Source organism: Micromonospora auratinigra (assembly GCF_900089595.1).
Classification (GTDB): Bacteria; Actinomycetota; Actinomycetes; order Mycobacteriales; family Micromonosporaceae; genus Micromonospora; species Micromonospora auratinigra.
In genome coordinates this window covers 1,078,820-1,099,715 of the sequence record NZ_LT594323.1, presented here as the reverse complement: position 1 = coordinate 1,099,715, position 20,896 = coordinate 1,078,820, and the positions used below count along the sequence as shown (strand labels likewise).

General features: G+C 75.1%; 24 protein-coding genes. 6 read left to right on the top strand and 18 right to left on the bottom strand.

Annotated features, from left to right (window positions below):
• From GA0070611_RS04960 to GA0070611_RS04945, 4 genes are all read right to left on the bottom strand, one after another.
• A complete protein-coding gene (locus GA0070611_RS04960; RefSeq protein ID WP_091658177.1) occupies positions 1 to 1,119 on the bottom strand; it encodes an alpha-hydroxy acid oxidase in 1,119 nt (372 codons plus the stop codon).
• Entirely contained in the window at positions 1,112 to 2,092 is a 981-nt protein-coding gene (locus GA0070611_RS04955) for an alpha/beta hydrolase (protein ID WP_091658174.1), read from the bottom strand. The genes GA0070611_RS04960 and GA0070611_RS04955 overlap by 8 nt, the downstream gene beginning before the upstream one ends.
• Before the next feature lie 9 nt (positions 2,093 to 2,101).
• Complete coding sequence (locus GA0070611_RS04950; protein ID WP_091658171.1) at positions 2,102 to 3,319, bottom strand: cytochrome P450; 1,218 nt, start codon at positions 3,317 to 3,319, stop codon at positions 2,102 to 2,104.
• Positions 3,320 to 3,383: 64 nt separating this feature from the next.
• Positions 3,384 to 4,691 carry an SGNH/GDSL hydrolase family protein gene (locus GA0070611_RS04945; RefSeq protein WP_091658166.1) on the bottom strand — a complete coding sequence of 436 codons (1,308 nt, stop codon included), beginning with the start codon at positions 4,689 to 4,691 and terminating at the stop codon, positions 3,384 to 3,386.
• Between the two features lie 330 nt (positions 4,692 to 5,021).
• Between GA0070611_RS04945 and GA0070611_RS04940 the strand changes: the two genes are divergently transcribed.
• The 3 genes from GA0070611_RS04940 to GA0070611_RS04930 are packed head-to-tail and all read left to right on the top strand — an operon-like array spanning position 5,022 to position 8,232.
• Positions 5,022 to 6,599: a class I adenylate-forming enzyme family protein gene (locus GA0070611_RS04940; RefSeq protein WP_091658162.1), complete on the top strand. Its 1,578-nt coding sequence runs from the start codon at positions 5,022 to 5,024 to the stop codon at positions 6,597 to 6,599.
• A complete protein-coding gene (locus GA0070611_RS04935; RefSeq protein ID WP_091658158.1) occupies positions 6,596 to 7,819 on the top strand; it encodes an MFS transporter in 1,224 nt (407 codons plus the stop codon). Before GA0070611_RS04940 ends, GA0070611_RS04935 begins: the two co-directional genes overlap by 4 nt.
• Before the next feature lie 20 nt (positions 7,820 to 7,839).
• Entirely contained in the window at positions 7,840 to 8,232 is a 393-nt protein-coding gene (locus GA0070611_RS04930) for an MmcQ/YjbR family DNA-binding protein (RefSeq protein ID WP_091672486.1), read from the top strand.
• Positions 8,233 to 8,450: 218 nt separating this feature from the next.
• Here GA0070611_RS04930 and GA0070611_RS04925 read toward each other — a convergent pair whose 3' ends face one another.
• Positions 8,451 to 9,722 (bottom strand): cupin domain-containing protein, encoded by a 1,272-nt coding sequence (locus GA0070611_RS04925; protein ID WP_091658153.1) that lies wholly within the window; start codon positions 9,720 to 9,722, stop codon positions 8,451 to 8,453.
• Between the two features lie 9 nt (positions 9,723 to 9,731).
• Entirely contained in the window at positions 9,732 to 10,037 is a 306-nt protein-coding gene (locus tag GA0070611_RS04920; RefSeq protein WP_091658148.1) for a hypothetical protein, read from the bottom strand.
• Between the two features lie 207 nt (positions 10,038 to 10,244).
• Between GA0070611_RS04920 and GA0070611_RS04915 the strand changes: the two genes are divergently transcribed.
• Entirely contained in the window at positions 10,245 to 10,982 is a 738-nt protein-coding gene (locus GA0070611_RS04915) for a PIG-L deacetylase family protein (RefSeq protein WP_091658145.1), read from the top strand.
• A gap of 101 nt (positions 10,983 to 11,083) precedes the next feature.
• Here GA0070611_RS04915 and GA0070611_RS04910 read toward each other — a convergent pair whose 3' ends face one another.
• The 9 genes from GA0070611_RS04910 to GA0070611_RS04865 form a co-directional block, all read right to left on the bottom strand.
• Positions 11,084 to 11,512 carry a DUF2267 domain-containing protein gene (locus GA0070611_RS04910; protein ID WP_091658140.1) on the bottom strand — a complete coding sequence of 143 codons (429 nt, stop codon included), beginning with the start codon at positions 11,510 to 11,512 and terminating at the stop codon, positions 11,084 to 11,086.
• 294 nt (positions 11,513 to 11,806) lie between these two features.
• Entirely contained in the window at positions 11,807 to 12,682 is an 876-nt protein-coding gene (locus tag GA0070611_RS04900; RefSeq protein ID WP_091658131.1) for a DUF72 domain-containing protein, read from the bottom strand.
• A gap of 47 nt (positions 12,683 to 12,729) precedes the next feature.
• On the bottom strand, positions 12,730 to 13,128 hold the full coding sequence (locus tag GA0070611_RS04895; protein WP_091658127.1) for a TraR/DksA family transcriptional regulator: 399 nt from the start codon (positions 13,126 to 13,128) through the stop codon (positions 12,730 to 12,732).
• A gap of 202 nt (positions 13,129 to 13,330) precedes the next feature.
• Positions 13,331 to 13,960, bottom strand: coding sequence for a nucleoside/nucleotide kinase family protein (locus GA0070611_RS04890; RefSeq protein ID WP_091658124.1), 630 nt, complete (start codon positions 13,958 to 13,960; stop codon positions 13,331 to 13,333).
• Between the two features lie 126 nt (positions 13,961 to 14,086).
• The gene (locus tag GA0070611_RS04885) at positions 14,087 to 14,695 is read right to left on the bottom strand and encodes a winged helix-turn-helix domain-containing protein (RefSeq protein WP_091658120.1); all 609 of its coding nucleotides are present in this window, start codon (positions 14,693 to 14,695) and stop codon (positions 14,087 to 14,089) included.
• Between the two features lie 293 nt (positions 14,696 to 14,988).
• Positions 14,989 to 15,567 (bottom strand): winged helix-turn-helix domain-containing protein, encoded by a 579-nt coding sequence (locus GA0070611_RS04880; RefSeq protein ID WP_091658112.1) that lies wholly within the window; start codon positions 15,565 to 15,567, stop codon positions 14,989 to 14,991.
• A gap of 114 nt (positions 15,568 to 15,681) precedes the next feature.
• Positions 15,682 to 16,167, bottom strand: coding sequence for a rhodanese-like domain-containing protein (locus GA0070611_RS04875; protein WP_091672484.1), 486 nt, complete (start codon positions 16,165 to 16,167; stop codon positions 15,682 to 15,684).
• Between the two features lie 56 nt (positions 16,168 to 16,223).
• The gene (locus GA0070611_RS04870) at positions 16,224 to 16,676 is read right to left on the bottom strand and encodes a cysteine dioxygenase (protein ID WP_091658108.1); all 453 of its coding nucleotides are present in this window, start codon (positions 16,674 to 16,676) and stop codon (positions 16,224 to 16,226) included.
• A 110-nt stretch (positions 16,677 to 16,786) separates the two neighbouring features.
• The gene (locus tag GA0070611_RS04865) at positions 16,787 to 17,164 is read right to left on the bottom strand and encodes a cupin domain-containing protein (protein ID WP_091658105.1); all 378 of its coding nucleotides are present in this window, start codon (positions 17,162 to 17,164) and stop codon (positions 16,787 to 16,789) included.
• A gap of 67 nt (positions 17,165 to 17,231) precedes the next feature.
• On the opposite strand from GA0070611_RS04865, the gene GA0070611_RS04860 reads away from it, so the two are divergent.
• Together GA0070611_RS04860 and GA0070611_RS04855 are read left to right on the top strand one after the other, a co-directional pair.
• The gene (locus tag GA0070611_RS04860; RefSeq protein ID WP_091658103.1) at positions 17,232 to 17,624 is read left to right on the top strand and encodes an ankyrin repeat domain-containing protein; all 393 of its coding nucleotides are present in this window, start codon (positions 17,232 to 17,234) and stop codon (positions 17,622 to 17,624) included.
• A 53-nt stretch (positions 17,625 to 17,677) separates the two neighbouring features.
• Positions 17,678 to 18,652, top strand: coding sequence for a DUF3500 domain-containing protein (locus GA0070611_RS04855; RefSeq protein WP_197675854.1), 975 nt, complete (start codon positions 17,678 to 17,680; stop codon positions 18,650 to 18,652).
• Here GA0070611_RS04855 and GA0070611_RS04850 read toward each other — a convergent pair.
• From GA0070611_RS04850 to GA0070611_RS04840, 3 genes are all read right to left on the bottom strand, one after another.
• Positions 18,630 to 19,385, bottom strand: a complete 756-nt coding sequence (locus tag GA0070611_RS04850; protein WP_091672482.1) for a class I SAM-dependent methyltransferase — start codon at positions 19,383 to 19,385, stop codon at positions 18,630 to 18,632. The genes GA0070611_RS04855 and GA0070611_RS04850 overlap by 23 nt on opposite strands.
• Positions 19,386 to 19,434: 49 nt before the next feature.
• Complete coding sequence (locus GA0070611_RS04845) at positions 19,435 to 19,938, bottom strand: DUF2231 domain-containing protein (RefSeq protein WP_091658094.1); 504 nt, start codon at positions 19,936 to 19,938, stop codon at positions 19,435 to 19,437.
• Between the two features lie 88 nt (positions 19,939 to 20,026).
• Complete coding sequence (locus tag GA0070611_RS04840) at positions 20,027 to 20,767, bottom strand: GAF and ANTAR domain-containing protein (RefSeq protein WP_091658088.1); 741 nt, start codon at positions 20,765 to 20,767, stop codon at positions 20,027 to 20,029.
• Between the last annotated feature and the right edge of the window lie 129 nt (positions 20,768 to 20,896).

The following is a 20,896-nucleotide window of genomic DNA, read 5'->3' as shown; positions in this document are numbered from 1 at the left end:
TCAGCCTCCGATCAGGGTTCGCAGGTGCCGGGCCGCGCCCGGGTCGGCGCAGCCGGCGAGGGTGAGCGCGTCGCGCAGTTCGGCGGCGAGCAGCCCGAGGGCCGCCTCGGCGCCGGCCCGGCCGCCGGCCGCCAACGCCCAGAGCAGCGGCCGGCCGACCAGCACGCCGCTCGCGCCCAGCGCCAGCGCGCGCAGCACGTCGGTGCCGCCGCGCACCCCGCCGTCGAAGAGCACCGTGCAGCGCGGACCGACCGCGGTGACCACGTCGGGCAGCACGGTGGCCGACGCCGGGGCGCCGTCGAGCTGCCGGCCGCCGTGGTTGGAGACCACCACCGCGTCCGCGCCGGTCTCCGCCGCGCGCACCGCGTCGCGCGGGTCGAGGACCCCCTTCACCACCAGCGGCAGCCGGGTACGCTCCCGCAGCCAGGCCAGGTCCGCCCAGCTCATCGCCGGTTGGAAGACCGCCCCGGTGTGCGCCGCCACCGCCGACGTGCCGGGGGCGCCCCGGTGCGCCAGGTCGTCCCGGCCGCCGGCCAGGTTCGCGGCGGTCACCTGCGGCGGCAGGGTGAAGCCGTTGCGGACGTCGCGCAGCCGGCGGCCGAGCACCGGCACGTCCACGGTCACCATCAGCGCCGTGCAGCCGGCGGTGTGCGCCCGGTCCACCAGGTCGGCCACCAGGTCCCGGTCGCGCAGCCAGTAGAGCTGGAACCAGACGTCCCCGCCGGCCGCCGCGACCTCCTCCAGCGGCGCGGAGGCGACCGTGGAGGCCACGTACGGCACGCCGGCCGTCCGGGCGGCGGCGGCCAGCGCCACCTCACCGTCCGGGTGCAGCAGTTTCTGGTACGCCATCGGCGCGACCGCGACCGGCTGGGCGTACCGGCCGCCGGGCAGGTCCGCCGCGGTGTCCGGGATGTCCACGCCGGTCAGCACCCGGGGCAGCACCGCCACCCGGTCCAGGGCCGCCCGGTTGGCGGCGAGGGTGGTCTCCGTGCCGCTGCCGCCCTCGACGAAGTCCCACACGCCGGCCGGCAGCACCGCCCGGGCCGGCGCGGCGAAGTCCGCCAGGCTGGCCGGCGGCACGAACGCGACCTCGGGCAGCGTGTCGGTGGGGTCAGCCATGTCCGCTCCCCTGCCCCGCCGGGGTGGCGCTCCCGGCCGGGGCGAGGCCGAACCGGTCGCGCAGGAAGGCGGCGGCCTGCTCCTGGGCGCGCCGGCCGGCGTCGAACACCCCGGGCATGGCGAAGAAGCCGTGGATCATCCCGGCGTACCGGGTCGCCTCGGTGGGCACGCCGGCCTCGCGCAGCCGGGCCGCGTACCGCTCCCCCTCGTCGCGCAGCGGGTCGTGCTCGGCGGTGATCACCAGCGCCGGGGGCAGCGCGGAGAGGTCCTCGGCGAGCAGCGGCGAGGCCAGCGGGTGCGCCGCGTCGGCCGGGTCGGGCAGGTAGTGCCGCCGGTACCAGGCCACCGAGTGCCGGTTGAACAGCAACGGGTCCTCGTCGGGGGTCGGCACGGCCGACACCCGCTGGTCGGTGTTCGGGTAGACCAGCATCTGGGCGGCGAGCCGGGGACCGCCGTCGGAGCGGGCCAGCAGGGTGACCGCGGCGGCCAGGTTGCCGCCGGCGCTGTCGCCGCCCACGGCGAGCCGGTCCGGGTCCGCGCCCACCTCGTCGGCGTGCCCGGCCAGCCAGCGCAGCGCCGCGTAGCAGTCGTCCACGGCGGCCGGGAACCGGTGCTCCGGGGCCAGCCGGTAGCCGACCGTCACGGTCTGGCAGCCGGTGAGGTTCACCAGTCGCCGGCAGATCCCGTCGGCGGTGTCGACGCTGCCGAGCGTCCAGCCACCCCCGAAGAAGTAGAGCAGGGTGGGCAGCGGGCCGTCCGCGTCCGGCCGGTGGATGCGCACCGGCAGCGGCCCGTCCGGGCCGGGGAGATGCAGGTCGCGTACCTCGGCGACCGGCTCGACCGCGCCGGAGCCGGCGCGGATCGCGGCGAGGTCGGCGGCGCGCGCCTCGGCCAGGGTCTGGGTGTACAGCGGCGCGGTGCCGGCGGCGGCGCGCGCGGCCCGCCACGCGAGGACCTGCGGGTCGAGGGCCATGCTGATCTCCTAACTGCCGGTGGTGACGAAGAGCTTGTCGATGCCGCGCAGGAAGAGGCTGCCGCTGTACGTCGGGGTCTGCGATATCGCCAGGCGGGGGAAGCGGGCGAAGAGCCGGGGCAGCGCGACGCGTCCCTCCAGCTTCGACACCGCCGAGCCGAGGCAGAAGTGCAGCCCCACCCCGAAGGCCAGCGAGGGCGGCCCGTCGCGGTGCGGGTCGAACCGGTCCGGGTCGGGGAAGCGGGACGGGTCGCGGTTGGCGGCGGCGATCAGCAGCAGCACGTTCTCCTCGGCCTTGACCGGCACCCCGCCCAGCTCGGTGTCGTGCGGCGCGGAACGGGCCAGGAAGTGCACCGGGCTGGCCATCCGCAGCACCTCGTCGACGCAGCCCCGGGCGAGGGCGTCGTCGCCGGGCAGCGCGGCGACCACGTCGGGGTGCGCCAGCAGCAGCGGCAGGCCGTTGCTGAACATGTAGACGGTGGTGACGAAACTGGCGTTGAAGAGCACGATCAGGTTGCTGATCAGCTCCTCCTCGGTCAGCTCGACGCCGCCCGCGTCGAGCACCTCGACCAGCCCGCTGATCAGGTCGTCGCCGGGCCGGCGGCGGCGGTGCGCGATCAGGTCCCGGTAGTAGACCCGCAGCTCCTCGGTGGCCTGGTTGGCCCGGGCCAGCCGCTCCGGGGTCTTGCCGGCCACGTCCATGTACTCGTCGATCCAGTCGACCCGCTGCCGGTACCAGGCCAGGTCGGCCTCGGGCAGGCCGATGAACTCGGCCATCACCAACGCCGGGACCGGGTACGCGAAGTCGGCGACGAAGTCGACCTCGGCGCCCCCGGCGCCGGCCTCGGCCATCCGGTCGAGCCGTTCGTCGACGACCCGGGCCACCACCGGCTCCAGCGCGCCCAGCCGGCGCGGGGTGAAGGTCTTCGCGAAGACCGCCCGCATCCGGGTGTGGTCCGGCGGGTTGATGAACATCATCGAGGTGAGGAAGGTGCGCAGGATCTCCTGCTCCTCCCAGCCGGGCGGGAAGCCCTTGTACCAGTCCGGGTCGCGCAGCACCTGGTCGACCAGGTCGTACCCGCCGGCGACGGCGGTGACGGTGCTGTGCTCGGCGCGGGTCGGGATGGCGCTGATCGGCCCGTGCTCGTGCAGGGCCGTGTACCACGGATAGGGGTCCTGCCGGCCGGCCTCGCTGTACAGGCCGGTCAGGATCTCGTCGACGTTCACGGTGTTTCCTCCCCAGGAAAAGGCGGCGGGGGCGGCGTGGTGCCGACGCCGCCCCCGCCCGCTGTCACAGGCCCAGCAGTCGCAGTGGTACGGCGTCCGCCATCGCCCGCGCGCCGCTGTCGTTCGGGTGGATGTGGTCCCCGGAGTCGTACGCCGGCAGCAGCCGGCTCGGGTGCGTCGGGTCACGCAGCACGGCGTCGAAGTCGAGCACGCCGTCGAACTCGGCCGCGCCCGCGCCCCGCAGCCAGGTGTTCACCGCCTGCCGGGTGGCCTCCTTCTCCTCCGTCCACACCCCGGGGCCGCCGTTGCCCTCGTACGGGGTGATGGTGCCGACCAGGCTGGTCAGGCCCCGCTCCTTGGCCTGCTGGTTGATCTGGCGCAGGCTGCCGATGATGCTCTCCGCGCTGTCGCCGTTCATCCAGATGTCGTTGATGCCCAGGTGGGTGATGAGGGTGCGCACCCCGGTCTGCGGGAAGACGTCCTCGTTGAGCCGGGCCAGGGCGTTCGGTCCCAGCTCGTTGTAGCCGGGGAAGCCGCCCGCGCCGGGCTCCGGGCCCTCGTGGTTGAGCCGGTTGCCGGCCAGGCTCATGTTCAGCACGCCGGGGGTGCGGACCTCCGGTCGGACCGTGATGAGCCGCTCGGCGAGCAGGTCCGGCCAGCGCTGGTCGGCGTTGACGGTGCTGCCGTTGCCGTCCCCGATCGAGTCGCCGAGGACGACCACCGAGCCGGGGCTCGTCCGGCGCTCCACGTCGATGCCGGACAGGAACATCCAGCAGCAGTTCGGCTTGATGGTGAAACCGGCCCCGCCGGCGGCGGTGGTGAGGTCGGTGGCGCCGATGAAGTTGGTGACCCGGGACTGGCCGTGGAACGAGACCGGCCCGGTGAGCACCGGGAAGTACAGCGTGACGACCAGGTCCTCCTGCTCGTCGACGGGGAAGTCCAGCGGGTCGCTGAGCAGCTCGGCGCCCTTGTTGATGGTGGCCGAGGCGGAGCCGGCGAAGGTCAGCTCGTGCAGGGTGGCCGGGTCGATGTCGGAGCGGTCCTCGGTTGCGGTGTCGGGACGGGCGACGGTGGCGTGGCCGACCTTGACGGCCTGGTCGCCGTAGAGGTTGGTCAGCCGGACCCGGAGCCGGTCACCACCGACGGTGGTCTGCACGGTCATCCGGATGCTCTGGTTGTTCAGGCCGGTGTTGGTCAGGCCCACGGTGTTGCCGCGGGTCACCGCCGCCGCCCAGCTGGCCGCCCACTCCGACCGCCCGTGCCGGGCGCTGTCGGTGTCGGCCGGACCGGCGCTCGCGGTGACCGCCGGGGTGCCGGCGAGCAACAGCGTGGCGGCGGAAACTATGACCTGCCATCTCTTCGGGGTCGGCATTGATCCTCCATGGTGGCTTCCCGGGGCGCGGTCGGATCGACGGCGGTACCCGGGCGATGGTCCGGAAACTAGCCGCCCGGCGAGACGAGCGTCAATCAACCTGATCGACATGATCAAATGTCGTCGGGGTACCGGGCCCCACCGTTCGGCTCTGTCCAGTCCGGACCCGCCTGCCTACGCTCGGAATCGGCGGCGGTGCGGTCGCCGACCCTGGCACCTGTCGTCCCGTCCCGGCGCTGACCTGCCCGGACGTGTGGTGGACGGTCGTCGTGACGCCTCGCGGGCGAGGCCGCGCCGACCGACGGCGATCGACCACGATGGGGGCCCGGCATGACCCGATCCACGTCCTACGTGCACCGCGCGCTGGAGCTGTTCGCCGGCTTCGGCGACCGGGAGGCGCTCGTCGGCGGCGGCCGGCGGCTGACCTATCACCAGGTCGCCGCCGAGGTACGCGGCCTGGCCGGCGCGCTGCTGCGGCACGGCGTACGCCCCGGCGACGCGGTGCTGGTGATGCTCGGCAACGCGGTGGAGGGACCGCTGCTCCAGCTCGCCCTGCACCTGCTCGGCTGCCGGACGATGTGGATCGCCCCGGTCACCTCGCGCCGGGAGGTCGACGAGTTCGTCACGCTGGCCGCCCCGGACGCCTTCGTCTACGACGCCCGCGACGGCGACTCGCTCGGCGCGGAGATCGCCGCCGGGCTGACCGGCGTACCGGTGCTCTGCCTCGGGCCGGACGGCGCAGGGCCGGACCTCGGCGCCGCCCTCGACGAGCCGGCGGAGCTGCCCGCCGAGGTGCCGGCGCCGGAGGCGTTCCTGCAGACCAGCGGCACCACCGGCACGCCGAAGCTGGTGCACCACCGGGAGAGCTTCTACCAGCAGATCCTGACGCTGGCCGCGGACTTCCGGGGGGCCGGTTTCCCGTTGCTGCGGCACCTGTCGCACTCCCCGATGTGGCTGGCCAGCGGCCAGATCACCACCCTGTTCAACCTCTTCACCGGCGGCGTGCTCTTCCTGCGCCAGCGGTGGGACCCGGCGGCGTTCATCGCCACCGTCGACGCCGAACGGCTCACCTCCACCTTCGTCACCCCGCCGATGCTCTACGAGGTGCTCGACCACCCGGCCCTGGAGGGCGCGGACTTCTCCGCCATGTTCATGTTCAACGTGGGCGCCGGGCCCGCCGCGCCGGCCCGGCTGCGGCAGGCGATCGCCCGCTTCGGCCCGTGCCTGCGGATCGTGTACGGGCTCAGCGAGGCGGTGGTGATCTGCGCGCTGCCGGGGCTGACCGACGACCCGGAGCACCCGGAGCGGCTGCGCTCCTGCGGCCGCCCGTACGGGGACGTGACGGTGCAGATCCGCGACCCCGAGGGGCGGGTGCTGCCGGCCGGCGAGGACGGCGAGGTCTGGGCGCGCACGAAGCTCAGCTTCGCCGGCTACCACGGCCAGCCGGAGCTGACCGCCGAGACACTGGTCGACGGCTGGGTCCGCACCCGCGACATCGGCCACCTCGACGCCGACGGCTACCTCTACCTGGTCGACCGGCTCTCCGACCGGATCCTCACCCGGCAGCGCAGCTGGCCGATCTACTCCCGCCCGATCGAGGACGTGCTCGCCGCCCACCCCGAGGTACGCGCTGCCGCGGTGATCGGCGTGCCCGACCCGGTGGCCGGCGAACTGCCGCACGCGTACGTCGTGCCGGCGCCGGGGGCGTCGGTGACCGGCGACGAGCTGATCGCGCTGGTGACCCGGGAGCTGAGCGACACCTGGGCGCCGGGCGCGGTGGAGTTCGTCGACGCGCTGCCGCTGAACCGCTCGGCCAAGGTGGACAAACGCGCCCTGCGCGCCCGGTACGCGGCCGCGCATCCGGCCGACGCGGAGTCGGTGGGCACCGGGATCGGGAGCCCGGCGTGAACCCGCGCCGGGAGCTGTACACGCTGGTCGGCGCCGACCTGCTCTCCAACCTGGGCACCCGGATCTCGGTGGTGGCGATCCCCTGGCTGGTGCTGGAGACCACCGGCAGCCCGACCCGGATGGGCCTGGTCGCGGCGGCGGAGACCCTGCCGTACATGCTCTCCAGCGCACTGGCCACCCCGTGGGCGGACCGGTTCGGGGTCCGTCGTACCTCGGTGGTGGCCGACGCGGCCAGCGCGGCGGCGATGGCGCTGGTCGCGCTCGCCCCGTTCCTGGGCTTCGGCGCGCTGCTGGTGCTGGTGGCGGTGGCCGGCGGGCTGCGCGGCATCGGCGACCGGGTCAAGCACGTGCTGTTCAAGCCGGCCGCCGAGCGGGCCGGGGTGCCGCTGATCCGGCTCACTTCCGCCTACGACGGGCTGAGCCGGGGCATGACGCTCTTCGGCGCGGTGCTGGGCGGCCTGCTCATCGACTGGGTCGGGATCACCCGGGCGATCTGGATCGACGCGGCCACCTTCGCGGCCTGCGCGCTGCTGATCGGCGTACTGGTCCGCCCGCCCGCACCGGCCACACCGGCACCCCGGGAGCCGTACCTGCGCGCGCTGCGCGGCGGCTTCGGCTACCTGCGGACCGACCGGATGCTGCTGATCATGCTGGTGGTGGTCTCCGCGTCGAACATGTTCGCCAACGCCAGCGTCGCGGTCTGGATCCCGCTCTGGGTGGACCGGGTCTTCGGCGACCCGGCCGGCTTCGGCCTGCTGCTGGGGGTCTTCTCCGGCGGGGCGCTGCTGGGCAACGTGCTGTTCACCATGGCCGGCACCCGGCTGCCGCGGCAGGCGACGTTCGCGGTGGGTCTCACGCTGGCCGGGGCGCCCCGGCTGCTCGCCCTCGCCCTCAGCGACGACCTGGCCGTGGTGCTGACCGTGACGTTCCTGTCCGGGATGGCGATCTCGACGGTGAACCCGCTGCTCGGCGCGGCGCTGTACGAACGGGTGCCGGAGGCGTTGCAGACCCGGGTGCTGGGCATCGCCGGGTCGGTGGCCTTCCTCGGCCTGCCGGTGGGGGCGCTGCTCGGTGGCTGGTCGGTGGCGCTGCTGGGGCTGACCCCGGCGCTGCTGGTGATGTCGGTGGCCTGCCTGCTGCTCACCGTGGGGCCGCTGCTGCTGACCCGGGCGCAGGCGGACCGCCCCGCGCCCGAGCCGGCGGTCTCCCCGGCGGCCTGAGCGCGGGTATGGTCGGCCCCATGGCGAGCTGGGACGACGTACGCCGGATCGCGCTGGCCCTGCCGGAGACCACCGAGCGGGGCAGCCACGACGACCTGCCCGCCTGGCGGGTGCGGGACAAGCTCTTCGTCTGGGACCGGCCGCTGCGCGGCACCGACCGGGCGGCCCTCGGCGCCGCCGCCCCGGACGGCCCGGTCCTCGGCGCCCGGGTGCCGGACCTGGGCGTCAAGGAGGCCCTGCTCGCCGACGACCCGGCGGTCTACTTCACCACCCCGCACTTCGACGGCCATCCGTCGGTGCTGGTCCGCCTGGACCGGATCGGTGTGCCCGAGCTGACCGAACTGATCACCGAGGCCTGGTACGCCCGTGCCCCGAAACGCCTCGCCGCCGCGCACCGGGCAGCCACCGACTGAACCGACGCGGCCCGACGGGCGGCGCCCCGGCGGCCGGCGGCCGGCGCCCGGCGTCCGTTCGGCGGACAGGAGTCATGATCGGCCGGCAGCTCCCCCACCCGGCGGGCGTGGGCCGGCTCGGTCGGCGTGGCGTCGGCCGGGCCGCATACCGCCACCTGCATCGGTCCCCCTCCGTGAGCAGGGTCGGGCCGGCGCGGGGACGGCCGCGGTGGGCAGGGTCAGGCCGGGGTGAGGACGGCCTCCTTGAGCAGGCGGCGGACCAGCACGAGCCGGTCGGCGTCGTCGTCCAGGCCGGGCAGGTCGCCGACGCGGGTGACGTCGCCGGTGAGCAGCGCGCGCAGCGCCGGCTCACAGGTGCCGGGCAGGGTGACGGTCCGGTCGACCAGGCGCAGCGCCACCCGGCCGTCCCCGGTCGGGGTGAGCTGCCGGCGCAGGCCGGCGCGGACCGCGACCCGGCTGTCCGGGGTGAGCGCGGCCAGCGCGGCGGCCTGTGCCAGCGGCCGGATCGGCGCGGGGCGGGCGGCCGGCCAGGCGCGCGAGCGCAACCGGGCCGCCACGGCGGCCGGGTCGGCCCGCAGCAGCCAGTCGCGCAGCGCCTCCACGGTCTCGGTCAGCTCCGGCTCGACCGCGTCCGGGTCGGCGACGTCGAGCCCGAACGGCAGCCCGGCGCGCAGCCGCGGGTCCTCGGCGGCGAGCGCCAGCAGCTCCTCGACCAGGGCGTAGCGGGTCAGTGCCCGGATGCCCATGGTCAGGTGCAGCGAGCTGGACTCCTGTGCCTGAGCGCTGTGCAGCCAGCCGCGCGGCAGGTAGAGCGCGTCTCCCGGGGCGAGCACCACGTCCAGCGCGGGCTGCCCGTCGGCGGTGGCGGCGACCTCGTCGGCGCGTCCGCCCCACGGCTGCTTCTCCAGCGGGTCGGGCAGTACCGGCGGGTGGATCCGCCAGTGCTTGCGGCCGTCGACCTGGAGCACGAAGACGTCGTGGGTGTCGTAGTGGGTGGCGAAGCCCTGGCTGCCGGCCGGGGTCAGGTAGGCGTTGACCTGGAGCGGCTGGGCCAGCGCGGTGCCCAGGTCGCGGGCGAAGTCGACCAGCGCCGGCCAGATCCGGTGCAGGCCCTGCAGCACCAGGGTCGCGCCGTCGGCGTACAACGCCAGGATCTTCTCGTCGAGGACCTGGTCCCCGATCTCGGCGCCCGCGCCACCGCCGCCGGTGTACCGGGCCGCCGGCACCAGCTGGCCGTCCTTGGCCACCCGCAGGAACGGGGTACGCAGTCCGCGTCGGCTGAGCAGCTCGTCGGCGTCGGCGGGGCTGAGCAGGTCGGTGAAGCCGGCACGGTTGGGCAGCTCGGCGGCGCGGGACAGCAGCGGGCTGCGCCCCCAGTGGTCGGCGGCGAACTTGGCCGGCTCCACCGCCACGCAGCGGGCGAGGGCGTCGGTCGCGGAAGACGGAACCGCCGGGCGGCCGTGGCCGCCCGGCGGGTCGAGGTACGTCATGGCGTCGCGTCAGACGGCGCTGCCGTCGGCGCCACCGTCGCGCTGGCCGGGGGTCGCGCCACCGTCGGCCGGACCCTCCGCGCCACCGTCGGCGCCGCCGTCCTGGTGACCCGGGGTCGCGCCACCGTCGGCCGGACCCTCCGCGCCACCGTCGGCGCCGCCGTCCTGGTGACCCGGGGTCGCGCCACCGTCGGCCGGACCCTCGGCACCGCCGTCGGCGCCACCGTCCTGGTGACCCGGGGTCGCGCCACCGTCGGCCGGGCCCTCCAGGCCGCCGCCGCTGGTGGTCTGCATGTCATCGTCGTTGAGTGCCATGGGTGTGCTCCCTCGGGTGTGCCGCCCCGTCGTAGGTCGGGGTCCGTCGTGCAGCGGGTGGTACCCCACACGCGATCTTCTCTAACCACACCGTAGAGGTCGCGGCCCGCCGGGACGGGCGATTCGGCTCCCCCGGCCGGACCGCCCGTCGCCGCAGGTCGCGGGTTGCGCCGGGCGGTGCCAGGATAGGGCTCCAGGGAGGTACGCATGGGACAGCCGGAACCGTTGACGCCGCTGACCGAGCACTGGCAGCGGGCCCTGGCCGTGGTGGCCCACCCCGACGACCTGGAGTTCGGCGCCGCCGCCGCGGTGGCCCGCTGGACCGGCCAGGGCAAGGAGGTGGTCTACGCGATGCTGACCAGCGGCGAGGCCGGCATCGACGGGATGCCGCCGGAGCGCAGCCGGGTGCTGCGCGAGGAGGAGCAGCGGGCCTCCGCCGCCGTGGTCGGGGTGGACACCGTCGAGTTCCTCGGCCTGCCCGACGGGATCCTGGAGTACGGGGTCGCGCTGCGCCGCACGATCGCCGAGGTGATCCGCCGGCACCGCCCGGAGATCGTGCTCACCAACAACTTCCGCGACACCTGGGACGGGTCGGCCGCGCTGAACCAGGCCGACCACATCGCCTGCGGACGGGCCACCCTGGACGCGGTCCGCGACGCCGGCAACCGGTGGATCTTCCCGGAGCAGCTGGCCGACGGCGGGCAGCCGTGGTCGGGCGTCCGCGAGGTGTGGGCGGCCGGCTCGCCGCTGTCCCGGCACGGGGTGGACGTCACCGCCACCTTCGACCGGGGCGTGGCGTCGCTGCGCGCGCACGGCGCGTACCTGAGCGGGCTCGGCGACGGCGGCTTCGACGCGGAGGAGTTCCTGGAGGGGATGTCCCGGCCGGCCGGGACCCGCCTCGGCGTCCGGTACGGCACCGCGTTCGAGGTCTTCCCGATCGGGTAGGGGCCGGCGATGCTCCTGGTCGGCACGCTGGCAGTACCGGGACGGGCGGGAGCCGGCGGCCCGCCCCACCGGCGCGGCGGGGCGGGCGGCGGCTACTCCGGTCAGGGAATCATCCGGCCGAGGTCCTGTGGCATCGCGGACTTGACGTCCTGCCACTCGCCCTGGGTCACGTGCCGGCGCAGGGTGTCCAGCACCACCTGCACGACCCGCTGCGGACCGCCCTGCACGTCGTACGGGAAGCCCTGACGGACCTCGTAGAGGAAGTCGTCGCGGTTCAGCTTGATCGGCACGTTCTCCGGTTGCCAGCCGTCGAAGTAGATGCCGCGCACCAGCACCGGCAACTGCTGGGCGAACTCGGCGCTCTCCGACACCGGCAGCCGGTCGCGCAACAGGTGCAGCACGGTCCGCAGCGCGGCGTAGGACTGGTTGCGTTGCTCCTTCGGCCAGCCGTACGCCGACTCGATCTCCTTGAGGATCACGTTGGTCTTGTCCAGCGACGACTCGAATGCGGAAATCAGCTGCTCAGCCATGTGCTCACCCCCGGGCGTCGGTTTCCCAGCGTCGGTCGTCGGAGCGGCGCGGCGGCCCGCTGGGCCCGCGCCAGAGCCGGGTCGGGCTGAACCGACCGGGCCGCTCGCCCCGACGGGGCGGGTCGGACCTGCCGACCACGTGCAGCACCCCACCACGGCGTCGATCCGCTACGACCCGTACCGTCATGGCCCACCTCCTGTCGACCGCGCGGTCGCGCCGGTCGAGGCGACCGCGTCACCGTCCATGCTGCACCGCGGTGGGGTGAGCCGCCCTCACCCGGGGCGGGTGAACGCTCAGTCGGCGTCGAGGAACTCGCGCAACCGGGCACCGTTGCGCTGGGCGTGGTCGCGGTAGCAGTTGTTCATGAGTACGTGCGTCCGCTCGGCCTCGCCGGCCAGCTCGCGCAGCTTCGGGGCCCAGTCGCGCAGCTCCCGGTCGGAGTAGTCGTAGCCGAACTTCTCGTGGATGTCCTTGCTGGTCCACTTGTCGCTGTGCCCGTGGAAGCGCACCACCGCCAGGTCCGCGGCGGTGGCGGCCAGCACCGGGGGTACGGACGACTTGTGCCCCTGGGGCATGTCGACGCAGACGAACGGCAGCTCGTGCCGGCGCAGGAAGCCCAACGTCTCCTCGGCGTTGTCCCCGGCGAACCAGGAGGCGTGCCGGAACTCGACGACCGGGCGCAGCGGCGCGCAGCGCTTCGCCACCTCCAGCAGGTACTGCTTGTTCTCCCGCTTGATGGTGAACCACGGCGGGAACTGGAACAGCACGGCACCCAGCTTCCCCGCCTCGACCAGCGGGTCGAGGGCGGACAGGAAGCGCGTCCAGACCTCCTCGTACGCCTGCGGCGGCAGGTCGTCCGGGTAGAGGTTCTTCTTCTCCGTATCCGGGCGCAGGTCCTTGTAGAGCGCGCCGACCCGGGTCGGGTGCCCGGTCAGCAGGCTGAACGCCTTGACGTTGAAGGTGAAGCCGGCCGGGGTGCGCTCCGCCCACAGCCGCGCCGTCCGCTCGGCGGGCGGCGAGTAGTAGGTGGCGTCCACCTCGACCAGCGGGAACTGGCGGGCGTAGTACACCAGCCGCTTCTCCGGGGTGTCGGCGGTCTGCGGGTACCAGCCGGAGTCGAGCAGGGTCCGATCGGTCCACGAGGCGGTGCCCACCAGGATGTCGCCCATCAGGTGAGTCCACCCGGTGCGGGACCGACCGGCAACTCGGACGGCACTCAGGCCGCCCGCCGCTCCCGGGTCTGCTTGCAGGTCACGCAGGCGGTCGCGGAGGGGAAGATCTCCAGCCGCTCCACCGGGATCGGGGCCGAGCAGCCCTCGCAGAAGCCGTAGGTGCCCTCGTCGAGGCGGGTGAGCGCGTGCTCGAACTGGGCCCGCCGGTGCAGGATGGTGCGCAGCAGGGACTGGGCGGTGTCCCGCTCGGCGGTCTTGGTGCCGCTGTCGGCCTGGTCGTCGCCGGCGGTGTCGCCGATCTCGACCAGCCGCAGCACCTGGCTCTGCTGCACGGCCTGCTCGTACTCGCCGGTCAGCTCGTCGTACCGCGACTGCAGGGACTGCCGGATGCGGTCGACCTCCGCCTGGGAGCGGCCCGTGGCCACCGTGTCCTGGACGAGCATCGCTGCCTGCCTTTCTGGGGCCTCATGCCGATCCGGGGCGCGAGCGCCCCGGACGGTGTCGGTCCGATGATGGGCACGGGTGAGATCAACCGTGCTCTGTGAGCCGGGCGATTACCCGTCCCCTGCGCGCCTCAAACCGGAGAATTCCGCGTTCTTTTCCGCCGGCGAGTCCGGATCGGTCCGGCCACCCCGAGGGGCCGGGTCAGGCCGGCGTGACCAGGGCGGGATGGCGGGGGTCGTCGGCGCGGACCACCACGTCGGCGAAGGATGCCGGGGCCACCTCGTCGGCGTAGCGGGCGAACGCCGGCAGGGTCCAGCGCTGCTCCGGATCGGTCCGCCGGTCCAGCGCCGCCGGGGAGAGCACCAGGTGGACGGTGACGTCGAACGGCAGGCTCCCGCCGAGCAGCAGGGCCCCGCTGACCAGCACCACCCCGCCCGGTGGCAGCGTGACGTAACCGGCCCGGCTGGCCCGGTCGGCCTCGGCGTCCCAGAGCGTCGGCAGCAGCCGCCCGGAGCCGTCCGGTCCGGCCGGTTCGAGCACCTCCCGGCGCAGCCCCACCTCGTCGATCCACCCCTCGTAGTACGCGTCGGGGTTGGTCCGGCCGTGTTCCAGCCGGACCGAGGCCGGGCGCAGGAAGTCCGCCGCGCGCACGTGCAGCACCGGGCGGCCGGCCGCGCGCAGCGGGTCGACCAGGGCGGCGGCGAGCGCGTCGGGGCGGGCCGCGGGCGGGCCGTCCACGGCCACCCGCAGCCGGCCGGACACGGCGGTGGCGGCGAGCCGGTCGGCCAGCTCCGCCACCAGCAGCTCGGGAGTGATCGGCCGGACGCGCATCCGACCATCCTGCCCGGCGGCCGGTCGGGCCACCACCTGATCGGCCGGGCGGTCGGGGCTCCGTCCGGGCGACGTCGGTGCGGGTGGCGGGCCGGGGCGGCCGGGCCGTGCGGTGTGCGGGGTTGCTCAGCCGGTGCGGTCGATGGTGACGCGGGCGTCGTCGGCGAGCCGGTAGCCGACACCGTAGACGGTGGTGACCAGTGGTACGTCCACGCCGACCTTGCCGCGCAGCCGGCGGACGTGCACGTCGACGGTGCGGACGCCGGCGTGCTCGTACCCCCAGACGGCGTTGAGCAGTTGCAGTCGGGTGAACACCCGGCGCGGATGGGCGACCAGGTGCAGCAGCAGGTCGAACTCCAGCCGGGTGAGCGGCAGCGGCTCGCCGTCGCGCAGCACCGACCGGGAGGCGGCCAGGATGTGCAGGGTCGGGATGGTCGGGGCGAGCGACCGCCCGGGGGCTCGCCCGGCCGGCACCGGGTCGGGCCGGCGCTCCCCCGGCGCGGGGCCGGTGGAGATCACCGCGTCGCCGCGTTCCAGCAGCTCACGCGCGGCGTCCAGGAGCCGGCGGGCGGCCGGGGTGAGCGCCTCCTCGTTGGCCAGCGGGATGTTGAGGGTGACGGTGAGCACGGGCGTGGCCGTGTTCGCGGGGCGGCGCTGATTGGCGGGCGGGCGACCGGGGACCGCAGGTTGGGACGTATGCCATCCGGCGCGCGACGAGGCGGGGCTGACCGACATGGTCCTCCTTGGCTGGTCCGGGTATCTCCCCACGGCCCGGGACGCCGCTTCATCGATGCTTCCCGGCACCCGTGCGGGGGTCAAGGGGCGGCTGCGTTGCATGAATGTGACAATTGACGAACACATCGGAGCCGTGTGCTCGCTCTGCGTACGAGCCAGATGATTACAGCAGAGCGGCAGGTCGACCCGGTACGGGGGGTCCCCGACCGGTTCACATTGGCCGGTGCACCCGGTCCGGACACGGGCGCGGCGCACCCGTGGACCGGGTGCGCCGCGCCGGGATCGTCGCCTGTTCAGTGCTCGTGGTCGACCACGATCCGCGCCTCGTCGGCGAGTCGGTAACCGACGCCGTACACCGTGGTCACCAGCGGGGTGTCGACGCCGAGCTTGGCCCGCAGCCGGCGTACGTGCACGTCCACGGTGCGCGCCACCGCGTGCTCGTACCCCCAGACCTGGGACAGCAGCTGGAGGCGGCTGAACACCCGGCGCGGGTGCTCGGCGAGGAAGAGCAGCAGGTCGTACTCGATCCGGGTGAGCGGGATCTCCCGGCCGCCGAGGTGGACGGTCCGGACGCCGGCCAGGATGCGTACCGTCTGCGGTCCGTCGGGTTCGGCGGCCGGCGGCGCCGGGGCGGGCGCGGCGGCGGGGCGCAGGTCGACCACGGTGCGCGCGGGTTCGCGCTCCTCGGTGCGCACCACCCCCTCACCGGTCGCGGCGAGTTCGTCGAGCAGCGCGACCAGGCGGGCCAGGCCGGGCGTCAGCGCGCCCGCGCCCAGGTCCAGGGTGACGGTCAGGGTCGGCGCGGTACGCGGCCGGGGCGGCCCGGTGCGGGCGGGCCGGTGCGGGCGCGGGGAGATGGCGACGACGGACATGAGAATGCCTCCTGAGCTGGCGGTCACTGCGACGACTCCGGCTCGGCGCGACTGGCGCCGCGCCACTACCGGAGGTCGTCGTCCGCCACGCGGGTGGCGCGTGGCGGTCAGTGGTCACGCCCGACCGGCGGTGACCGGGGGCGCGGCGGACGAGGGTCGGAGCAGCGGGGTGGGGCCGAGGGTGGGCAGGCCGGCGATGCGCCAGGCGGCGAAGCCGCCGACCACGTCGGTGGCCCGGTGCAGGCCGAGGTCCTGCAGGGCGGCGGCGGCCAGCGAGGAGGTGTAGCCCTCCTGGCAGAGCACCACCACGGGGACGTCGTAGTCGACGGCCTGCGGCAGCCGGGCCGGGCAACGCGGGTCGAACCGCCACTCGAGGACGTTGCGCTCCACGGTGAGCGCCCCCGGGACGGTGCCGTGCGCGGCGCGCTGGCCGGCGGGGCGGATGTCGACCAGCAGCGCCCCGCGCCGGCCGGCGACGTGGGCCTGCTCGGGGTCGAGCCGGCGCAGCCGGGCCCGGGCGGCGGCGAGGATCTCGTCGATGCCCCGCGAGCCGGGCGGTGGGACCGGACAGCTCTCGGTACGGGTCTGGGTCGGCGGCATCGTCGCGTCCTTCCGGGTGGTGCGGATCGGGGGGTACGGGGACCGGGGCGGGCGTGTCACCAGGCCACCCCGGCCTCGGCCACCTCGGCGACCCGGAGCCGGCCGGCGACGAGGTGGTAGCGGGTCATCCGGCGCAGCGCCGGCCGGTAGACGTGCACGCTCACCGCCGGCTGGTCGTCGCGGTTGGTGACCACGTGCACGTGGCGGGCACCGAAGCGCCGGCCGGCCCCGGCGGCGAGCCGGTGCGGGCGCAGCCGGCCGCCGCTGACCGTCTCCTCGGTGAGGGTGCCGGCCACCACCAGGAAGGCCCCCGAGGAGCCACCGTGGTCGTGCAGGTCGGTGCCCTGGCCGGGCAGCCAGCTCAACGCCCAGACCTCGTGCGCGTCGTCGGCGTGCAGCCGGGCGTACCACCGCTCGGACCGGTCGAAGCGCAGCGGGACCGGCCAACCGGTCGGGTCGGCCCAGTGGGCGGCGACGGTGAGCAGGTCGGACGGGTCGGTGGCGGTCATCGGCGGTCGTCCTCACGGTGTGGAGCGGCGCGTGCCCCGTCACTCTAGCCGGCAAACCCTATAGGTTTAGTAGGTAATACCGGATGCTGGGACGGGGCCGGCGGGCCGGCTCAGCGCAGCACCGGCGGGGCCACCCGGTAACCGGGCAGGGACGGCCAGCGGACGGTCAGCACCACCGACTCGCGCTCGGCGTACCAGGAGTGGTCCACGCCCCGGCCCCACACCACGTAGTCACCGGGCCGGCGCAGCACCACCGTGCGGTCGGGCAGCTCGATCCGGAACGCGCCGCTGACCAGCACCAGCAGGGCGGTACGCCGCTCACCGGTCGCCCAGCTCGACCGGGCCTCCCCCGGCGGGTGCACGCCCCACTTCACCTCGACCTCGGTGCTGTGCCGCACGTCCCCGGGCGGCTTGAAGTGGCCGAGCAGCCACCCCGCGTCGGTCGCGCCGTCCACTCCGGCGTTGCCGACGTACACCCGATCGTCCATCCGCACCTCCCGTGCCGGGTGGGCAAGCTATCAGGCGGAGCGCCCGGCTCCGCCGTAACCTGGACGAATGCCCGACGACCTCGACGCGGAGACGATCGCCTTCGCGCACCGGATGTTCGACCTGGCCCGGGCCGGCGCGACGGACGAACTGGCCGGGCAGGTCGACGCGGGGCTGCCGGTCAACCTGACCAACGGCAAGGGCGACACCCTGCTGATCCTGGCCGCGTACCACGCCCACCCGGCGACGGTGACCGCGCTGCTGGCCCGGGGCGCGGACCCCGGCCGGGTCAACGACCGGGGGCAGACCGCGCTCGCCGCGGCGGTGTTCCGGCGCAACCACGAGGCGGTCCGCGCGCTGCTGGACGCCGGCGCCGACCCGGACCACGGCGACCCGTCGGCGGCCGAGACCGCCCGCTTCTTCGACCTGCCCGAGATGCTCGCCGCGCTCGGCCGCGGCTGACCCGCTCCGGCGGGATCCGGGCGCGGCCGGGCGCGGGACGGTATACAGGGGCGGTGGAGGATCCCGTACCCGAGCAGATGCGGACGGCGGCCGGCGCGTTGCTGGCGGCGCTCGACGAACCGGCCCGGCAGCGGGCCCGGCACGACTTCGACGACGACGCCCGCCGCCGGCTGGAGTACCGGCCCCGGCCCCGCCCCGGGGTCGCCCTGGCCGACCTGGACACCGCCGCCCGCAAGGCCGCGCACCGGCTGCTGGCGACCGCGCTGAGCCCCGGCGCGTACGCCCAGGCGATGGCGGTGGTCGCACTGGAGGAGGTGCTCGACCGGGCGGAGGGCTGGCGGCGCGGCCGGCACAGCGGCGACTACTGGGTGGCGGTCTTCGGCGACCCGACCCGCGACGACCGGTGGGGCTGGCGGTTCGAGGGCCACCACCTGTCGGTGAGCATGACCGTGGTCGACGACCGGGTCTCCCCCGCGCCGCTCTTCCTCGGCGCGAACCCGGCGACGGTCCGGCACGCCGGCCGGCCGGTGTCCCGCCCGCTCGGGCCCGAGGAGGACCTGGCCCTGGACCTGCTCGACGCGCTCGGGCCGGCGGGCCGGGCCGCCGCCGTGATCGCCGACGAGGCGCCCGACGACATCATCAGCGCCACCCGGCCGGACGCGCCCGGCCGGCTCGAACCGCTCGGGGCGCCCGCCGACCGGCTCGGCCCGAGCGGCCGGGCGCTGCTGCACCGGCTCGTCGCGCTCTACCTGGACCGGCTGCCACCGGAGCTGGCCGCCCGGGAGGCGGCCCGGCTCGACGGCGGCCGGCTGCACTTCGCCTGGGCCGGCCCGCCCCGGGCCGGGGCGCGGCACTACTACCGGGTGCAGGGCGACGACCTGCTGATCGAGTACGACAACACCGCCGACGACGGCAACCACGCGCACACCGTGCTGCGTCGCCCGGCCGGCGACTTCGGCGCGGACGTGCTCGCCGCCCACCACGCCCGCGTACACCGACCCGACGTCAGGGGCGACGGGCCTCGATGAGGAAGCGCCGGGCGTGCGCGACGAAGGGGCCCTCGGCGCGGATCCGGTCGTGCAACCGGCGCAGCTCCGGGCGGTACGCCTCGACGGTGAAGCCGGGCACCGTCCAGATCACCTTGCGCAGGAACCAGACCACCACGGCGATGTCGTGGAAGACCGTCCGCAGGGTGGCCGTCCGCAGGTCCACCACCCGCAGCCCGGCGGCCTCGGCGGCGGCCACCGCCGGACCGGTGTGCCGGTCGGCCGGCGGCGGGAGCGGTCCGAGGATCGCCTCGCTCAGCTCCCGGACCGTGCCGGCCCCGATCTGCTGCGACAGGTAGCTGCCACCGGGGCGCAGCACCCGGGCGATCTCGTCCCACCAGGTCCGTACCGGGTGCCGGCTGACCACCAGGTCGAACGAGGCGTCCCGGAACGGCAGCGGCGGTCGCTCGGCCACCCGGACCACGCTCGCGCCGAGGCCGGCCAGCGTACGGCGGGCCACCGCCACGTTCGGCGGCCAGGCCTCGGTGGCGACCAGCAGCGGCGGCGGGGCGGGGATCCCGGCGAGCACCTCGCCGCCGCCGGTGTCGATGTCCAGCGCCGCCCCGGCGTCGGCCATCCGCGCGGCCATCAGCCGGGCGTAGCCCCAGGGCGGGCGTTCCTCGGTGGCCCGCCCGTCGGCCCAGCCGAAGTCCCAGCCCTCGACCGGCGCGGCGGCCCCCTCGGCCAGCAGGTCCTCGAAGTCGTCGGCGCTCACCCCGCCGACCCTGCCGGGGCCGGCGGTGGGCGGCAACGGATTTCCCGGCTCAGGCCCGGGGGCGGACGATCTCCACGGTGGCGCCGGGGATGTCGCCGAACGACTCGAACGCGCTCGGCTCGGCCGGGCGGCTGCGGTCGAACTGGCGCATCAGCTTGGCGCCCAACCACACCCCCACCGACCCCACGGCCAGGGCGAGCAGTTCGGTGGCGAGCTGGCCGCCGGTCGCGCCGCGCTGCGGCGCGTGCGCCCGGATCAGGCAGGTCAGCAGGAACAGCCCGGCCATCGCGGCGTTCACCAGATTGAACGTGACGGCGGTCCGGCGGGTCCGGCCGGCCCGGACGTCCCAGAGGTCCACCATGCCGGCGACGGCGGCCAGGCCGGCGGCGACCAGCGCGGCGACGGCCGTCCAGTAGCCCACCTCACCGAGGAAGGCCGGCCCGCCGGCGACGTCGGCCAGGTCGAAGACCGCGGCGCTGACGAAGAGTCCGAACGGGAACGTCACCAGCATCGGTTGGATGGGGTGCCCCTGCACCCGCAGTCGGCTCTCCATCGGTTCCTCCCCCACATCAGGTCAGCATCGGATCAGCTCACCGGTCCAGGGTGCTACCCGGGGGCCACCTGCGTGAAACGAGTGTCGCTCAGTTGTCCCTGGGCCGGGAGACGGTGAGCACCAGCCGCTCGGCGACCTCGCGCAGCGGAATGTCCAACGAGGAGGCCGCGCTGCGCAGCACGGCCAGGGCGTCCGGGGCCGGGCAGCCGCGCTGCGTCATGATCACGCCGATCGCCTGCCCCACCACGCCCTCCTCCAGCAGCGCCGCGTCGAGCTGCCCGGCCCGGGCGGCCTGCCGTTCCCGGTCCCGCACCGCGGCCAGCAGCAGGCCGGCGTGCTCGGCGAGGAGCATCGCGGTGAGCTGGTGCCGGGTGGTGAGCACGTCGGGGGCGGCGGCGTAGAGGTTGATCGCGCCGATGACCTGCTCGTCGACGTCGACCGGGGCGGAGATCACGCCGTGCACGCCGAGCGCGCGGGCCCGGTCGGTCCAGCCGGGCCAGCGGGTCTCCCGGTCGAGGTCCGGCGCGGTGACCATGTCCCGCCGGTGGATGGCGGCCAGCGCCGGGGTGTCCGGGCCGTGCCGCAGGTCGTCCAGCTCGGCGCGCTCCGGGTCGGAGGCGGCCACCCCGGCCGGCTCGCCGGCCCGCAGGGCGGTGAACCCGCAGCTGGCCACCTCGGGTACGGCGTCCCGGGCGATCCGGACCAGCTCCCGCAACGCCTCGTCGAAGTCGGTGACCGCGATCAGCCCGGCGGTCAGTTCGCGCAGCAGGGCGGCGGTCTCCAGGACCCCGAGCGTGTCGCTCATCGGTTCGCGCATGTCGAGGTTCACCGGGTCACGGCCTCCACCGTGCCCGCGGTGCGTCGGTCCGGCGTCGTTGCCTGTCGCATCCGCTTCCCATCTCCCTGATCCGAAGCCCAGGCCTACTACCCTCGCAAACCAGGATCGAAACCGCGCAAA

Coding starts and splice junctions, on each gene's coding strand:
- GA0070611_RS04865 (WP_091658105.1), bottom strand. CDS start 17,164: ATGGACGATCGGGTGTACGTCGGCAACGCCGGAGTGGACGGCGCGACC.
- GA0070611_RS04940 (WP_091658162.1), top strand. CDS start 5,022: ATGACCCGATCCACGTCCTACGTGCACCGCGCGCTGGAGCTGTTCGCC.
- GA0070611_RS04880 (WP_091658112.1), bottom strand. CDS start 15,567: ATGTCCGTCGTCGCCATCTCCCCGCGCCCGCACCGGCCCGCCCGCACC.
- GA0070611_RS04890 (WP_091658124.1), bottom strand. CDS start 13,960: ATGCGCGTCCGGCCGATCACTCCCGAGCTGCTGGTGGCGGAGCTGGCC.
- GA0070611_RS04875 (WP_091672484.1), bottom strand. CDS start 16,167: ATGCCGCCGACCCAGACCCGTACCGAGAGCTGTCCGGTCCCACCGCCC.
- GA0070611_RS04930 (WP_091672486.1), top strand. CDS start 7,840: ATGGCGAGCTGGGACGACGTACGCCGGATCGCGCTGGCCCTGCCGGAG.
- GA0070611_RS04910 (WP_091658140.1), bottom strand. CDS start 11,512: ATGGCTGAGCAGCTGATTTCCGCATTCGAGTCGTCGCTGGACAAGACC.
- GA0070611_RS04885 (WP_091658120.1), bottom strand. CDS start 14,695: ATGTCGGTCAGCCCCGCCTCGTCGCGCGCCGGATGGCATACGTCCCAA.
- GA0070611_RS04860 (WP_091658103.1), top strand. CDS start 17,232: ATGCCCGACGACCTCGACGCGGAGACGATCGCCTTCGCGCACCGGATG.
- GA0070611_RS04845 (WP_091658094.1), bottom strand. CDS start 19,938: ATGGAGAGCCGACTGCGGGTGCAGGGGCACCCCATCCAACCGATGCTG.
- GA0070611_RS04945 (WP_091658166.1), bottom strand. CDS start 4,691: ATGCCGACCCCGAAGAGATGGCAGGTCATAGTTTCCGCCGCCACGCTG.
- GA0070611_RS04955 (WP_091658174.1), bottom strand. CDS start 2,092: ATGGCCCTCGACCCGCAGGTCCTCGCGTGGCGGGCCGCGCGCGCCGCC.
- GA0070611_RS04920 (WP_091658148.1), bottom strand. CDS start 10,037: ATGGCACTCAACGACGATGACATGCAGACCACCAGCGGCGGCGGCCTG.
- GA0070611_RS04870 (WP_091658108.1), bottom strand. CDS start 16,676: ATGACCGCCACCGACCCGTCCGACCTGCTCACCGTCGCCGCCCACTGG.
- GA0070611_RS04960 (WP_091658177.1), bottom strand. CDS start 1,119: ATGGCTGACCCCACCGACACGCTGCCCGAGGTCGCGTTCGTGCCGCCG.
- GA0070611_RS04895 (WP_091658127.1), bottom strand. CDS start 13,128: ATGCTCGTCCAGGACACGGTGGCCACGGGCCGCTCCCAGGCGGAGGTC.
- GA0070611_RS04900 (WP_091658131.1), bottom strand. CDS start 12,682: ATGGGCGACATCCTGGTGGGCACCGCCTCGTGGACCGATCGGACCCTG.
- GA0070611_RS04925 (WP_091658153.1), bottom strand. CDS start 9,722: ATGACGTACCTCGACCCGCCGGGCGGCCACGGCCGCCCGGCGGTTCCG.
- GA0070611_RS04915 (WP_091658145.1), top strand. CDS start 10,245: ATGGGACAGCCGGAACCGTTGACGCCGCTGACCGAGCACTGGCAGCGG.